This window comes from Chryseobacterium sp. 22532 (assembly GCF_052044665.1).
In the GTDB taxonomy this organism is placed as follows: domain Bacteria; phylum Bacteroidota; class Bacteroidia; order Flavobacteriales; family Weeksellaceae; genus Chryseobacterium; species Chryseobacterium lathyri.
The window spans coordinates 38,480-52,790 of sequence record NZ_JBQENJ010000003.1; the positions used below are offsets into that span (position 1 = coordinate 38,480).

Annotated in this window: 16 protein-coding genes and 1 tRNA gene; 5 read left to right on the forward strand and 12 right to left on the reverse strand. The window is 34.1% G+C overall.

Annotated elements, in window-relative coordinates; all coding sequences use genetic code 11:
- Nucleotides 1-64 precede the first annotated feature (64 nt).
- Together ACTJIV_RS08075 and ACTJIV_RS08080 are read right to left on the reverse strand one after the other, a co-directional pair.
- The gene (locus ACTJIV_RS08075; protein WP_223558855.1) at nt 65-451 is read right to left on the reverse strand and encodes a hypothetical protein; all 387 of its coding nucleotides are present in this window, start codon (nt 449-451) and stop codon (nt 65-67) included.
- Nucleotides 452-940: 489 nt separating this feature from the next.
- Nucleotides 941-2,323, reverse strand: coding sequence for a hypothetical protein (locus ACTJIV_RS08080; RefSeq protein WP_440626732.1), 1,383 nt, complete (start codon nt 2,321-2,323; stop codon nt 941-943).
- Between the two features lie 462 nt (nt 2,324-2,785).
- On the opposite strand from ACTJIV_RS08080, the gene ACTJIV_RS08085 reads away from it, so the two are divergent.
- From ACTJIV_RS08085 to ACTJIV_RS08095, 3 genes are all read left to right on the forward strand, one after another.
- Nucleotides 2,786-3,106 carry a hypothetical protein gene (locus ACTJIV_RS08085; RefSeq protein WP_440626734.1) on the forward strand — a complete coding sequence of 107 codons (321 nt, stop codon included), beginning with the start codon at nt 2,786-2,788 and terminating at the stop codon, nt 3,104-3,106.
- Between the two features lie 37 nt (nt 3,107-3,143).
- Nucleotides 3,144-3,314, forward strand: coding sequence for a lmo0937 family membrane protein (locus ACTJIV_RS08090; protein WP_440626736.1), 171 nt, complete (start codon nt 3,144-3,146; stop codon nt 3,312-3,314).
- A gap of 159 nt (nt 3,315-3,473) precedes the next feature.
- A complete protein-coding gene (locus tag ACTJIV_RS08095; protein WP_440626738.1) occupies nt 3,474-4,034 on the forward strand; it encodes a response regulator in 561 nt (186 codons plus the stop codon).
- Between the two features lie 303 nt (nt 4,035-4,337).
- On the opposite strand, the gene ACTJIV_RS08100 is transcribed toward ACTJIV_RS08095, so the two are convergent.
- The 10 genes from ACTJIV_RS08100 to holA all read right to left on the reverse strand — a co-directional run bounded on the left by ACTJIV_RS08100 (nt 4,338) and on the right by holA (nt 12,893).
- Complete coding sequence (locus tag ACTJIV_RS08100) at nt 4,338-6,137, reverse strand: POTRA domain-containing protein (RefSeq protein ID WP_336379165.1); 1,800 nt, start codon at nt 6,135-6,137, stop codon at nt 4,338-4,340.
- A gap of 212 nt (nt 6,138-6,349) precedes the next feature.
- Nucleotides 6,350-6,493 carry a hypothetical protein gene (locus ACTJIV_RS08105; RefSeq protein ID WP_440626740.1) on the reverse strand — a complete coding sequence of 48 codons (144 nt, stop codon included), beginning with the start codon at nt 6,491-6,493 and terminating at the stop codon, nt 6,350-6,352.
- A gap of 30 nt (nt 6,494-6,523) precedes the next feature.
- A complete protein-coding gene (locus ACTJIV_RS08110) occupies nt 6,524-7,105 on the reverse strand; it encodes a hypothetical protein (RefSeq protein ID WP_440626742.1) in 582 nt (193 codons plus the stop codon).
- Nucleotides 7,106-7,448: 343 nt separating this feature from the next.
- Nucleotides 7,449-7,931 carry a hypothetical protein gene (locus ACTJIV_RS08115; protein ID WP_440626744.1) on the reverse strand — a complete coding sequence of 161 codons (483 nt, stop codon included), beginning with the start codon at nt 7,929-7,931 and terminating at the stop codon, nt 7,449-7,451.
- A gap of 89 nt (nt 7,932-8,020) precedes the next feature.
- A complete protein-coding gene (locus ACTJIV_RS08120; RefSeq protein ID WP_440626746.1) occupies nt 8,021-8,650 on the reverse strand; it encodes a hypothetical protein in 630 nt (209 codons plus the stop codon).
- A 196-nt stretch (nt 8,651-8,846) separates the two neighbouring features.
- Nucleotides 8,847-9,611 carry a hypothetical protein gene (locus tag ACTJIV_RS08125; protein WP_440626747.1) on the reverse strand — a complete coding sequence of 255 codons (765 nt, stop codon included), beginning with the start codon at nt 9,609-9,611 and terminating at the stop codon, nt 8,847-8,849.
- Between the two features lie 480 nt (nt 9,612-10,091).
- Nucleotides 10,092-10,179: transfer RNA gene (locus ACTJIV_RS08130), tRNA-Ser, on the reverse strand.
- 127 nt (nt 10,180-10,306) lie between these two features.
- Nucleotides 10,307-10,534 carry a glyceraldehyde-3-phosphate dehydrogenase gene (locus ACTJIV_RS08135; RefSeq protein WP_111957516.1) on the reverse strand — a complete coding sequence of 76 codons (228 nt, stop codon included), beginning with the start codon at nt 10,532-10,534 and terminating at the stop codon, nt 10,307-10,309.
- A 154-nt stretch (nt 10,535-10,688) separates the two neighbouring features.
- Nucleotides 10,689-11,630 (reverse strand): thioredoxin-disulfide reductase, encoded by a 942-nt coding sequence (gene trxB, locus ACTJIV_RS08140; protein ID WP_111957518.1) that lies wholly within the window; start codon nt 11,628-11,630, stop codon nt 10,689-10,691.
- Between the two features lie 225 nt (nt 11,631-11,855).
- Nucleotides 11,856-12,893 carry a DNA polymerase III subunit delta gene (gene holA, locus ACTJIV_RS08145; protein WP_440626750.1) on the reverse strand — a complete coding sequence of 346 codons (1,038 nt, stop codon included), beginning with the start codon at nt 12,891-12,893 and terminating at the stop codon, nt 11,856-11,858.
- A 7-nt stretch (nt 12,894-12,900) separates the two neighbouring features.
- On the opposite strand from holA, the gene ACTJIV_RS08150 reads away from it, so the two are divergent.
- Together ACTJIV_RS08150 and ACTJIV_RS08155 are read left to right on the forward strand one after the other, a co-directional pair.
- On the forward strand, nt 12,901-13,332 hold the full coding sequence (locus ACTJIV_RS08150; protein WP_440626751.1) for a type I restriction enzyme HsdR N-terminal domain-containing protein: 432 nt from the start codon (nt 12,901-12,903) through the stop codon (nt 13,330-13,332).
- 336 nt (nt 13,333-13,668) lie between these two features.
- On the forward strand, nt 13,669-14,145 hold the full coding sequence (locus tag ACTJIV_RS08155; RefSeq protein ID WP_440626753.1) for an HAD family hydrolase: 477 nt from the start codon (nt 13,669-13,671) through the stop codon (nt 14,143-14,145).
- Nucleotides 14,146-14,311 lie beyond the last annotated feature (166 nt).

Here is a 14,311-nt window from a genome sequence, read left to right on the forward strand (position 1 = left end):
AACAAAAACCCGAGGTACCAACAGAGTACTTCAATTTTTAACAGACTGTAAATCAAAACGTTAATTAATTACCTAGATTGTTCCGGAACCATACAACCATATCATCTTTTGCAGGTACGGAAAGTCTTTTTCTTAAATTGTATTTGTTATTTTTTACGGTCTGGACAGCTTTAAAGGTATACTCCGCAATATCTTTTGTATTAAATCCCAAATAGATATAAGCGCTTAAAATAAGCTCAGAAACTTTAAGGTTAGAATTGATTTCTAATAACTTTTTCTGAAAATCCGGATATTTTTCCTGAAAGTGTCCCCAAAATTCAGGGCTGTTGTTCTTAGCCAGATACATTATTCCATCAAATGCTTCACTGGTTTTCTGCCCCGATAATAAAGCTTGTGCATTTTTTTTCTTTTTACTTGAAGCCGATAGCATCCTGTAAACTAATGGAATCATTGTGACAGCACTCCCGATCAATAAATAATATATAATAAGATTTTTCTTTTTTCTTTTTTTGTGTTGTTTTGCTAACATGCTAAATTAAGTACCATTGATTAATAATTCTTAAAGACATGAGTAATAATGACGTGTTTAAACCGCAATTATTAAAGATGAATTGTAGTCGATTGCTTAGGCCCAATGTCTAGCTGCTCGTTGTACAATATCATTTTGAAGTAGAAATATGCATCCTTTTTCATCGTGTTTTAAGTTTTTGTGTTAATAAAGAATTTTAAAATTCAAACCACAAAGCAAGAGAAGTCAGAGTTGAAAACAAAAAAAATAAGGTACCAACGAGGTACCTTTTATGCTAAATACAATAATAACAGCTACTTAATCACTCAAATTGGTTTTATGCAGTGAATATCTTTAATTTTTTTCTAATAGAAATCTATCCTTTTCCACTAGAAGATTGATTGGTAAATTTGTGCTGAAATTAGGCCTTACCTAAATGATTCTCATCCATAGTGTGATATCTTCCTGCTGAGGAACATCCAGCCTTTTTCTAAGATTATATTTATTATTTTTTATCGTCTGTACAGCCTTAAAAGTATATTGGGCAATATCTTTCGTATTAAATCCCAGGTAAATATAGGCACATAGGATGAGCTCCGACGTTTTTAAATTAGGATTAATGATCAATATTCTTTCGCGAAATTCGGGATATACCTCCTGAAAGCGGCCCCAGAATTCCGGGCTGTTTTCTTTTGCCAGCTGTATAACTTCTTCAAAACTTTCATTTACTTTCTTCTTAAGCGCTCTTACCTGTTGATCTTGCTGTAAAATAGCTGCTGTATTTTTTGTAAGTAAAAAGTCTTTTTTCTTATTTTTCATGTAATGTGAAAAACTTAGCACACTGATTATAATAATAACGCCTAAAAATAGTCCCCCTAAAAGATAATACAGCTTCATGTTTGAATTTTGATTCTGTTTCTTTTCATCATTAATAAACTTTTTTTCAGTAGCCTGTATGGCTATTATATTATTTTCAGCTAAACTATCTCTTAGTTTTGTGTATTTCAGTAAATACTCATTGGCTTTATAAACGTTATTTTGGGAACTATATATTTCAGCTATGTCTTTATAATTCTTCATCACATTTTTAGGTCTCTTCATTCTCATGGATGCTTCGAGGGAATTCTCATAAAACGCCAAGGCTTTACTGTACTCACCTTTATATTTATAATAGCAGCCTGACATATAATTAAACACCAGATAATCAAATGTTTCCGTAGATTTTTTCAAAAGATTTTCTGCTTTATCCAAGTAAAATTTTGCGGAATCTTCATTTTTTCTTTGAGTGATAAAATAATCGGTAAGATTAGTGGCTTCCACTACTCTAGGAGAAATTGTATATGCTTTATGGATATAATAGTACGTTGAATCCTTATCCTGCAGCAATTCAAAATTAACAGCCTTATTTCCGTAAATAAAATGGAGCTGTTTTTGTTTCTGTTTTTTGTCCTTTAATTTAAATGCCTCTTTTAATGCCTTATTATAATTTTCATTTGACTTTTCAGTGAAGCCTAATGCATAATAGTTTTTTCCGTACCATGTAAATAATGATGATAATAAAGCTGGGTCATCTCCGTATTCGGAAGTCAGATCTTCTGCTTTTTGCAGATATTGTAGCACTTCATCATATTTTCCTAGAGAATGCAGAAAACCCGCAATATAAATATATCCCCGTGCTTTTCCTTTAGCATAATTAATTTTCTCTGACAGCTTAATTGTTTTTTTACTGAACTCTATACCTTCATAGAACTTTTCTTCCTGAAAATATTGATAGTACTTATCTTTCTGTAACTGATCTATTTCGGACGGGGACAACTGCTGAGTATAAAATACACAGGACAGGAACAAAAAAAAGGGCAATATAAAACGGTACATATATTTTTAGATAACACATCTGATAAGCAAGTTATTCTGAGCAAGATTTAACAGTCACAATCAGTACTTACTAAAATTAATAAAATTTAACCATTATTCCATATAAATAACGATAATTTAAAAATATGACTGTTATATTATTGTATTCTACGAAGTATACGCCTAATATTCAGAATAGATAATTAAAGAAACATTTTCAACACATTAAAACAGAAAATTTTAATTTTAAAAGTAACCGTTACCAATAGACAGCATTAGATATACAATCTCTGTAGCCGGCAACGTAGTGACCAAGGTCCGAAATGGATGGCTACAGAGGACAAGAAAAAAGGATCTTCTATAAAAGATACCACATTTCTTCCGATGGCAGAAAATTTGTAATCATATCAATAAAAATATCCTATGAACAATACAGTAAAAATAGCGTTAGCCCTGGCGGCAGGAAGTTCTTTACTTTATATGGGTCTGCGAAAAAAAAACAAAAAGAAAGAGGTATTTCTTTCCCCCGACGGAAATACTTATAAAGAAAATGAAATTTACCGCACTTATGACAACAAATTGTTTAAGAATGGTAAAGAGTTTCATTTTGAGACTCCTGAATTAGATGACCACTTTCCTAAATCAAACACCTTTTACGGTACAATGAATGGGAACACTCATTTAAAACAACAAACGGCAAACAAGAATGTTACTTACCATCATAAAGGGGTAAGGCATCATTAAAGCTTCACCCCTATTACCAACCACAAAAAATAGTATTATGAGAAATTTATTATGGCTTGTTGCAGTAATCTGCATCGTTGTATGGCTATTAGGAATGCTGGGGATTATCCCTGGCATGGACACCGGAAGTTTAATTCATACTCTTCTGGTCATTGCTGTTATTGTTATTTTGATCAATTTACTTACAGGACGAAAGCCCCTGAATTAAATATCAGGAAACAACCAATAAAAGGATGCTATTTGGCATCCTTTTTTATTTGTTCTCAACCCAGGGAATCCTTCGTTTTACTTCAGAGAATAATCTCACCCATCCAATCAGTTTTTGAGCCTAAAATAAAAACATGAGAATGCCCAGATTTCATCCAATGTGACGGTTTTCAACGCACTGAATATTTTCGTAAACATTTGGAATCCAACCACTATTCGCAATAAATCACTTTTTAAGGTAGGTCATCATACTTGGGTTATTGCAGCTGTAAATGGCCTTACTAAAATTATAAATTCTCTTTATATTTCACCAATAGATATTCAATTATTCTTTTTCTTATATTTACAGAATATACTAGTTATTATGACAAAAAAAGTTGTCCTTGTTCAAGATAATGAAGCCATCTTGGATATAATGGATCAAGTGTTGAAAGAAGAAGGTTTTGATGTTACTTCCTCATTAACAACAGAACCGATCGAAAAAATCGACGAGATTGAACCTGACGTCGTTATTGTAGATGATTATATCAAAGGAAATAAAAAGGGATCAGAGGTCATCGAAGAATTAAAATCTGTGCCGGAAACAGAAGATATATCAGCTGTCCTGACTTCTACGGCTCATGATTTACCCGAGAAAGCAAAAGAATGCAAAGCAGATGACTATATTGAAAAACCATTTGATATTGATCACATGATAGAAGTGGTTAAAAAAAATTCTTAATCAGGTCCATACTCAACCTGGTTAAAAAAATTGGTTGTGTGTCGCAAGATAGAAAGAAAATTTACAAACTGCCGATATTAGTTCCCAAATTAGGATTTATTTACCTTAATGCTTCTATGGGTAGTTTCAAACATTTTCGTTCGTTTGTTCACCACCCTTTTCAATATTTGATTTTAATTATTCTCAAACTTCACGACAACATTTCTGTTACCCAATGTAGCAGCAAATTCGGTCGGATTGTCAACATCTCCAAGTTTTGTATAGCTGTATGGGGTATTGAAGCTCCTATATAAAATAACACCATTAATTTCCGAAATTCACAAAGTGTGGGATTTCTGTCCCTAAGTCATTCACTGGCAACACATTGTTCCGGTTACTGTTAAAATCAAAAATAGAATTATTATCGAAAGGAACACGGGGATAGTACGTAAAAGAAATTTGAATTCTATTGAAAACCAAATATGGATTATTTATCAAAACACCAATTCCTATTTTAGTGTTACTTTTTGTTTTCAATAATTTATCATCAGGCATACCCAACCACCCAACTGCAGCAGTCAGATAAGGACTGAAATGAAAATTCTTCCAGGTTTTATTAATAAAAAGCTGAAGCTGATATCTCAAAACTAATTTCTTTGTTCCTATATAATCTGAATTATAAACAGGAAATTCATCTGCAGAGGAAAGATTAATTCTGTCTTTATAAGAATAATTGTGCTGCGGATTTCCTAATGCTAAAGTTGGAGAAAAGAAATGTCTTGCTTTGGCAAATTTCCAATCCATAAGATTAGTAAAATAAGTTCCATCTAAACGAAAAGACTCACGGTTTTGACTGTCTTCATTAAAAAACCTTCCAAACTGAGCTTTCACATTGAAATAACCGATCTTTATAAAATTACCATACGATGCAGAAACTCCCACGTAAGGCTTCACCTCATTACTTCTTGATAAAACTCCGGCAGTAAGATTCATTGAATTGCCATAGGCAATATCTTCCGGCAAATTATATTGAAAAATATTCTTCTGAACTGAAAAGTTTCTGTGAATAAATCCGGCAGACATCAGAAAACTGCTGTAAGAGCTAAAATATTGATATTGGTCAATTCCCGGACTGTCTTTATATTGATAATTCTGGAATCTTCCTATCAATGCAATATTACTGTCGACTTTTTCATTTGAATCAGATGAAACAGGGATTTGATAACCACCCCATAAATCCTGGCTGTACACCTTGATCTGCACTTCCGGAAATGTGGTGCCTGTCTCTACTGGAAGTGAAACATTCCGCATAAAATATTCGAAAGTAAAACCACCTGCCCATTTTGTAAGGGGTGAGAAAAAATCTCTTCTGACATTGAAATTGATTCTTTCATTTTTCAAAAAATCACGTTCTCCCAATATCTGAGCATTAATATAAGAACCCCAAAGGTTAAATGCAGTATAGCTTCCTAAAAGATAGTCCTGCTTTTCTTTGGAATCATTTCTATAAAGCAAATTCAATTCATGTCCTAATCCCAATAGATTTTCTTCGGAAACACCTAAGCCAATTTTACTTCCTGAATAACTGACTCTGGGCTTTAGACTCCAGGAATCGAGAACTTTTACCACAACATCAATAGAATCTTTGCTGGAAGTACTGTCTGAAACACTAATATTCACTCTGTTTATAAAAGGCATTGCTCTTAGCAAACGTTCAGATTCGTAGAGTTTCTGGGCATTATATTCTTCACCTTCCTGAAAAAGTAAATAATTATTAACAGTAGAGGTTCTGGTATTCGCATGAAGGTGATTGGTGAACCAATCATACCATCTGGATTTTTCCTTTTTTTCTTTTGAACCATATCCAAAAGGGTCAATTGTTTCTATCCTGATATTTCTGATATATTTCCCATTGTGAGTCTTTTGTAAAAGTTTCTCAGTTCTTGTTTTAACAGAGGCAGAATCTGCCTCCCTACGAAATATAAAACGGTGAATAAATTTGGTAACTTTTCTTTTATCCGAAAAGTTTTCAATTTTATAATAAAGTGAATCCTTTCTTTCCTGTGCACTTAAAAAGAAAAAACAATTTAAAAAAAAAATAAGAATTACGACCGATTTGTTCATCAATAATTAAAAATTAAAATTTAATATCAATTAATAAGCCAATATAGGGTAATATAATAATTTAGTTGCACCTTCTGTTTCCGGCAGTTACCATTACAATTATGATGAAAGCTTCAATGATCTAATTGAGTGATTTTTATTGGAATTTAAAAGCTTCGGAATGAATACGATACGTAACTCTGCCAGGTAACGGTTAAAAATTAATACCTGATTTACTGTGGGAAAATATTTACCTGCAGGTAAAATGATCGATTGCCAACTACCAATGAAGCATTAACACAGACCGGAGTGATCCGGGGAGAAACATCCAGACCAATAGCATTTTGACCGACCACAGGTGGCTCTACGCGATTCATTATTCAGTAATCCAGCTTGGAAACTATTAATTAATAGAATTCTTTATCAGAAAATTTGAAATCCTGTATTGTAGGCAGGGGCCTTATTAAAACTCTTTTTTTTCTTGCTTTCAATGCTTTGGCTGAACCTGATATTTCATCCGTTTCGGTTCTGATCCCTGTCACCAAATCAAATTTGGTTTCTGTAAATATGGTATTTTCATCAGTATAACCTTTGATTGCATTATTCGTGAGCTTATTGACATAAATTAATTCAAAATTACCATTTTGATATTTGAAATCATATGTAATATTCCCGCTTTTAATTTCACTCCACATTTTTAAAATCCCATTTTCAATAAAGAAATCGGGAATTTGATATCCATTAAATTTACCTTGGTTTTCGACGGGATATTGCGGTTCGATGATTTGAGTTGAAGATACAGCCAAATTTAATTTTCCATTGGGTTGAGACAGAAAAATTTGCAATCTTAACGGTCTTGTCTCATCTACTGTATCCATTTTTACGGTTATTTTATCCATTTTGCCGTCATTATTTAAGTCACCGTTTTCTTCCCTGACCTGATACGTATAATTGTCTTTAGTCTTAATATTTTGGGCAGATAAATTCATTGGGACTGAAATTAAAATGAATATAAAGTATAGGTAAATGTTGTTCATAATTCTATTCATTTATTTTGGTTTTTAATGGCTATATCACCTAAGCTATTTTCTGAAAATCTCAACAACAATTAACAACATTATTTTACCGTATAAAAGACAGAATTTCATTAAATGGTTTTCCGAAGATAATTCCATATAAAGAAACCACAAATAAAACAGCTATAATAATTAAAAAAACGGGTTTATATCTGAATACCAGCCCTCTCTTTTGAGTATATCTGTAATTGATGTATGTACCGATTAAAAAAAGCCCCGTAAATAAGAGTATAAAATAATTGACCTGCATACCATATTATTTTACTTTGTCGATTCGTACTTCAACAGGATAAATTGATGATTTTCCAACTTCAAATGAAACTTCTACTTTATCATTCGTTGTTAGTGGTTGGCCATCGTTGTCGTAGAATATTGTTTTATCGGAGCCACGTCCTGCATCTTCAGGAACAAAAACACTGTTGTGCCCATCTTGTTTCCAATCCATCTCTACTGGCGTAATTGTTTCTCCGTCATCGCCAGGTGCTGTATTCACATATACGGTTTGAGGCCTGTCAACGTACACCGTCATTCCCGCGGAATAATTCAAATAGCCTGTAATAGAAAAACGTTTGCCTTCATTCACCTCTTTGGCTGCGATTATTTTTTGGACCGCTGTTTTGGACGGTTCTACTGGTGTTCCTTTCTCACGGTTTTTACCACTTTCAAAATAGGAGCACGATGTCGCTGTTAATAATGCTCCTGCAACTGCTGCCGTTACCAATAATGTTTTAGTTTTCATATTATTTTTTTTAATGATGTTTTTGGTACCGCATACTACTTATGGTTTCTCCATATTCTCTTCGTAGCCTGAACTAATTCTCTGACTAATTAATGATTAAATAACTCAGCAACTACTTCTTCCAATTTTTTCTGTAACTGACCTGTTTCAGCCGTTGTCACTTTTCGGTTGATTCTCATATCATTTCTAAGTTTCAGATAATAATCCAATTCATTTTTTGTCGTTGCAGGTTTGATCTGATGAAAATTTGAGCCTATCCAATAATCGCCTTTACATTTGTCATTATATAATTCTAAAAATATAAAATCGTCCTTTTTATCTCCATTGATGTCCTTGATAATGAACGCAGGAATAGTAAGATCACAACCTTTGACAGTCAGAACAGATTTAAACTTTGAAACCATCTGATTTGTTTCCGGGCTGATAAAAAAGTAGGTTAATGATGATGTTTCTTTATCATCCCTCTCTACTGTGCAGATTGCCAATACAACCGGTTCATTGTCTGCTTTTGTGATATAAGCATTTTTAAGCGTGACAGGAATCAGCTCTCCAGTATTATCATTTTTTATTTTTGAAGGCACAATCTGCTTTGCATAATCAAAAGTGTCCTTTCTCCAGTCCGGAAATGTACTGGGAATAACTGCTTTACTTTTCTGTGCAGTGGCACTAATAAATAATAACAGAGATATGAAGAATAATAGTTTGCTATTTTGTGTCATTTGTTATGTATTTAAACTCTGTAATATATCACATGATTGCCGAATTTTTTCAAAATTTTTATTTAAGCTGAAAAGAAAACATAGCAAAATTCAAGAGAATATTACCATGTTAAAATACGAAAAATATAACTCATTAAAGAAATAGTAATTTTATTATGATGATACCCCTAACTATCCTCATGGATAAATTGGTACATCACAGAGATTTTTTCCAAAATCTGTATCCTGCTGAATAGATCCCAAGCTCTTCCATTTTTTTAATGTAAGATCTTTCAAACATTGACAATTTAATTTCTGTTACATCTACCGATCTGGATGTTTTATTTCCCTGTGAATCGAAAGAGATCTCCTCTTCTTTATGATCATCTTTAAAAAGATAATAGTAGAAAGCTTTACCTTCCCAATAAGAAGCATTTGGATCGTTATCATCAACAGCAAGTTTCTTGCAGTTTTTACTGATATAGTCTTTGATCTTATTAAAGTCAGCATCATTCTTTGAAGTCTTTTCCACTTCAAGATACATTAAGTTGCCTTTACGGTCTTCCACCATATCCATTTTGGGAAATGCTACTGTATTTAAAATAGCTAGCTGATCTTTTTCAGGATCATACGCTACCGTCTTGTATCCATAACCAAATATTTCGGTTGGTTTTTTATTTCTTACCATCCAGTCATTGGTTGATTCCAAAGACAGGTCTGTAGGGAACCTCCCATCTGTTTTATAGTACCCTAAAGTATCTTTGACAAAAAATGCATTATCTAGAAGATTCAGGGCTTCTTTCTTATCCATACTTTTAGGATCTTTCGAAATGATCTCATTGGTTTTTTTAATCTTGTTCATATAAAATTCTGAGACATCAAAATCGTTTGATATTTTTGCCAGATCAACAATTTTGCTGTCTTGAGAATGACAGGATGTAAGAAGGAATAATGCGATGATCAGGTAAATTTTATTTTTCATGAGTTATTGATTGTAAGATATAAATTTATAATATTATTTGGTGACAATGATGATACTTAATAAATCAGTTTCTTTACTATCATTTTATATAATATACTCAGCATTTAAGATAACAAGAGATCTTCAATGATAAAATCAAGCTCTCATCATTAACTTAGAAATCCAGGCCAGGATTAATAGATGAAGATGATGAGGAAAATGTTGATTTTTGATTCAATGTCAGGCTTCAATTCAGTATACCTTTTTTCAAAATTTTCAGATTTTCTTCCTTTTTCTGGATTTTAAACTCAGGAAGTTTTAATTTTTCCTTTTAGAACCGGAAATCTATTTTTTCAGTCAGGAATACAGAAGTAGATACCTCTGTAATTAAACAGATCATATAAATGATAACCTATTTGATTTTTCTGACACTAGCTTAAAAACAAAAAACGCTGTAAACATTGATGTTTACAGCGTTTTAGCTTATTTTGGTCTCCCAACTGGCGGAGAGAGAGGGATTCGAACCCCCGGACCTGTTACAGTCAATAGTTTTCAAGACTATCGCAATCGACCACTCTGCCATCTCTCCTGAATAACGGCTATACCGTTGTTTTCAGTGGTGCAAATATAAAACGATTTTACAGTTCTGCAAAACTTTTCTGCGAGAAATTTTAACTAAACCTAATAATAGACTTAAAATCAGGGGAATTATTTTTCTAGGACACCCTGACCTCTTCCCTGTCTACTATAGCAATGAAACTGTTTTTTATAAGATCTGATGGATACACAAACTGATCTCCATTTTCTCCCTTCACTACAATAGCCGCCTGTTCATCGTTCAGGCATTTGTCCAGCTGGCTTTGCATTTCATTCAGTCTTCCATCCTGGATTTCAATCGTATAGGTTCCTGTTATGTGCTTTATTTTTATGACTTTCTTGTGCATATTATTTTTTTTGATTGGGATTTAAATTTAGGAATTTTACTTAAAGTAGCTAAGGGTTTAATAAGCTTTTGTAACTTTTGTGATAAAAAAGAAGATAAAATACAATAAAAAAAGCGTACCCACCGGGTACGCTTGTATAATAATAGGTTGAATATTAATGTAATTCAGCTAGATATTTCTCTGCATCCATTGCCGCCATACATCCGCTTCCTGCAGCGGTGATCGCCTGTCTGTAAATATGATCCTGAACATCTCCTGCAGCAAAAACTCCCGGAAGATTCGTTCTTGTAGATCCTTTTTCAGTAAGGATATATCCGTTTTCGTCAAGATCAATTTGTCCCACGAAGATATCTGTATTCGGCTTGTGTCCGATCGCGATGAAGATACCTTCTACGTCAACGGCAGAGGTTTCCTGCGTTTGGTTGTTGATGATCAGGGCTCTTTCTACAAGGCTGTTTTCACCTTCAATACCAATCAGCTCATGATTGAATTTCACTTCAATATTCGGAGTATTTTCTACTCTGTGGATCATCGCTTTAGAAGCTCTGAAAACATCTTTTCTTACCAGCATGGTTACTTTTCTCGTAAGCTTTGCAAGGTAAGTTGCTTCTTCTGCTGCTGTATCTCCCGCTCCTACTACTACCACATCTTTTCCTCTGTAGAAGAAACCGTCGCATGTAGCACATGCCGAAACACCTCCTCCCGCGTATTTCTTCTCATCGTCAAGGCCAAGATATTTGGCTGTAGCTCCTGTAGAGATAATCACTGTTTTTGCCAGGATCTCTTTATTCCCAGCATATAATTTATGAACACCGCCGTTTTCTTTAGAGAATTCAGCTTTGGTGATCATTTCATAATGAACTTTAGTCTCGAATCTTTCCGCCTGCTTCTGCAGATCCATCATCATTTCAGGTCCTGTAATCCCTGCCGGATATCCTGGAAAGTTATCAACTTCCGTAGTTGTTGTTAATTGTCCGCCCGGCTCCAAACCTGTATACAGTTCAGGTTTTAAGTCTGCTCTTGCTGCATATATTGCCGCTGTGAAACCAGAAGGTCCAGATCCAACGATCACACAATCTAAAATATTTTGCTCCATAAATTTACTTTGTTCAAAAAGATTTTAATTCAGTCCGCTAATTTCGTAATTTTTAATGTTTTATTAAAGTATTTTTAATGATACTTGTCAATATCAAATATGTGAACTGTCGATAAATTGTTCGTGTTTCGGAATGCAGGTTATAATGTGCAGTTACGGGCTATTTTCATTCTCATTCTACCCCTACAACTCTCATACTCTCCCACTCTCAAACCCATCAATTCATTACACCTTCATTTTAATTTTATCCACATTGATAATCTTATACACCAGCTCCTTAATCAGTTCAGCTTCTCCCATATTCACAGCACCAAGTCCCTTGCCTTTCATATCAAACTCTCTTAAAATAGAAATAACTCTTGTCGCATGTTTTAGTGGATACAGTCTTGCACCTTCTGCATAATCTTTAATAAAATAAGGGTTAACCCCCATCTGCGAAGCAATAACCTGTGGCGGCTGTCCGGTCATCGTCTGGTAAATGATCACATTGGAAAAGTAGCTGTAAAGGCTTGCCAGCATCATAACAAAAGGATTGTTCTTTGGGTTTTTACCCATAAAATGAGCAATCTTAAAGGCCGCATCAGCATTTTTAGTTCCTAAAGCCTTCTGAAGCTCGAAAACATTATATTCCTTGCTGATTCCGATATGGTTTTCCACGATCGTCCCGTCCAGTATTTCACCTTCTTTAAGGATAATCTTTAATTTATTCAGTTCGTTGGCAATTCTTGAAAGGTCGTTTCCCAGATATTCTGCAAGCAGATGGGAAATATTCGGAGCTGTTTTAATTTTAAGACGTGTACATTCATCAGCAATCCATTTCGGAAGATTGGTATCTCTCACCGATTCACTTAAGAAAAGAACCTTGGCTTTGTCCAAAGCTTTTGTGGCTTTTTTTCTGCTGTCCAGCTTCTTATGCTTATGGGCAAAAACAAGCACGGTAGATGGTACAGGATTTTCAACATAGGTTTCCAAAACTCTGTTTTCCTCTTCATTAAATTTCAAATCCTGAGCTTCCTTTACAATAATCACCTGCTTGTCCCCCATCATTGGGAACTGTCTTGCCAGGGAAAGAATCTCCTGATAAGAAGTATCTTTTCCGTATACAACAGTCTGGTTAAAAGCTTTTTCATCTTCCTCCAGAAAGTCGTGTTCTAGCACTTTTACAGCAGCATCAATAAAGTAAGGTTCTTCTCCGTGGAAAAAATAAATAGGTAAAACTTCTTTATTTTTAATATTTTTGAGGATTAAATCTAATTCTTTCATCTTATTAATGGAACTTCCAAAACTGAATTTTCAGGAAACTTTTGATTTTAAATTCAAGAAAGACAAAGATAAGTTTTTTATTTATGACTTGATCCGTAAAACTTATCTTCTCCTTACCCCTGAGGAATGGGTGAGGCAGCACTGGGTACACTATTATCTCACCGTAAAAGCCTATTCTCCGTCCGCTCTTATTACCGAAAAAAAGATCCTTCTGAACGGTCTTACCAAAAGAATCGACCTGCTGGTTACCGAGAAAACAGAACCCATTATTCTGATTGAATGCAAAGCGCCCCAAATTAAGCTTACAGAGAAAACATTTGAACAGACGGCGCGATACAATTCCATTATCGGAGCGAAAGAAATTATCCTGACCAATGGCCTGCAGCACATCAATGCTTATTATGAAAACGGGCAATATCAGTTTTATAAATCGGAATAAACTTTCTAACCACCAATTTTTAATTGACGGGATCACATTCCCCTCCACTGGAGGGGTGGCGAAAATTCAAAGAATTTTTGACGGGGTGGTTTAAAAACATACATATCAACCACAAAAGTCACAAAAGATTTTGAAACACTTAAGTGTATTTAAGTTGAATACACTGCGCAAAGAAGTACACTTAAGTTTTCATGAAAATCTCTGATTTTCTCCTTATGTGATCTTATTATTTTCAGCCTGGTAAAACTTTTAAAACTAAAGTGCTCTCAAGTGTTCAAAATTAAAAACTTTTGCGACTTTTGTGGTTAAATAAAATTAAAAAGGTTTAAAACATATATGGAAATTAAGAATATCATCTTCGATTTTGGAGGCGTACTCATGGATTGGAATCCCAGGTATTTTTTTAAAGATTATTTCAATGACGATGAGAAAATGGAATATTTTCTTGAAAACATTGCCCAGTCGGAATGGAATGAAGAGCAGGACCGCGGCAGAAGCCTGGCAGAAGGTACCGACATCCAGATTAAAAAATTCCCTGAATGGGAAAAGGAGCTCAGAGCTTATTATGACAACTGGACTGTAATGCTGAAAAGTGATATTCCGCAGAATGTAGAGATTTTAAGACGCTTAGGAAATACAGACTATCAATTGTTCGGGCTTACCAACTGGTCTGAGGAAACTTTTCCTTATGCCCTGGAAAATTATGACTTCTTCAAGCTTTTTAACGGAAAGATCGTGGTTTCGGGAACGGAAAAACTGATCAAACCGGATCCTAAAATCTGGCATGTTCTGCTGGAAGGTATGACCTTATAGCCAATGAATCTGTTTTCATTGATGATAATCCTAAAAACATCGAAATGGCCAATTCACTTGGGTTTACGACTATAAAAATCGATCCGGATACTGATCTGGAAAAAGAACTGGCAGATCTGGGAATTCAACTCTGATCACCTTTGGCTTTACAATATTTCATCCTCAA

Coding starts and splice junctions, on each gene's coding strand:
- ACTJIV_RS08100 (WP_336379165.1), bottom strand. CDS start 6,137: ATGAACAAATCGGTCGTAATTCTTATTTTTTTTTTAAATTGTTTTTTC.
- ACTJIV_RS08090 (WP_440626736.1), top strand. CDS start 3,144: ATGAGAAATTTATTATGGCTTGTTGCAGTAATCTGCATCGTTGTATGG.
- trxB (WP_111957518.1), bottom strand. CDS start 11,630: ATGGAGCAAAATATTTTAGATTGTGTGATCGTTGGATCTGGACCTTCT.
- ACTJIV_RS08155 (WP_440626753.1), top strand. CDS start 13,669: ATGGAAATTAAGAATATCATCTTCGATTTTGGAGGCGTACTCATGGAT.
- ACTJIV_RS08075 (WP_223558855.1), bottom strand. CDS start 451: ATGATTCCATTAGTTTACAGGATGCTATCGGCTTCAAGTAAAAAGAAA.
- ACTJIV_RS08110 (WP_440626742.1), bottom strand. CDS start 7,105: ATGAATTTATCTGCCCAAAATATTAAGACTAAAGACAATTATACGTAT.
- holA (WP_440626750.1), bottom strand. CDS start 12,893: ATGAAAGAATTAGATTTAATCCTCAAAAATATTAAAAATAAAGAAGTT.
- ACTJIV_RS08115 (WP_440626744.1), bottom strand. CDS start 7,931: ATGAAAACTAAAACATTATTGGTAACGGCAGCAGTTGCAGGAGCATTA.
- ACTJIV_RS08120 (WP_440626746.1), bottom strand. CDS start 8,650: ATGACACAAAATAGCAAACTATTATTCTTCATATCTCTGTTATTATTT.
- ACTJIV_RS08135 (WP_111957516.1), bottom strand. CDS start 10,534: ATGCACAAGAAAGTCATAAAAATAAAGCACATAACAGGAACCTATACG.
- ACTJIV_RS08085 (WP_440626734.1), top strand. CDS start 2,786: ATGAACAATACAGTAAAAATAGCGTTAGCCCTGGCGGCAGGAAGTTCT.
- ACTJIV_RS08105 (WP_440626740.1), bottom strand. CDS start 6,493: ATGAATCGCGTAGAGCCACCTGTGGTCGGTCAAAATGCTATTGGTCTG.
- ACTJIV_RS08125 (WP_440626747.1), bottom strand. CDS start 9,611: ATGAAAAATAAAATTTACCTGATCATCGCATTATTCCTTCTTACATCC.
- ACTJIV_RS08150 (WP_440626751.1), top strand. CDS start 12,901: ATGGAACTTCCAAAACTGAATTTTCAGGAAACTTTTGATTTTAAATTC.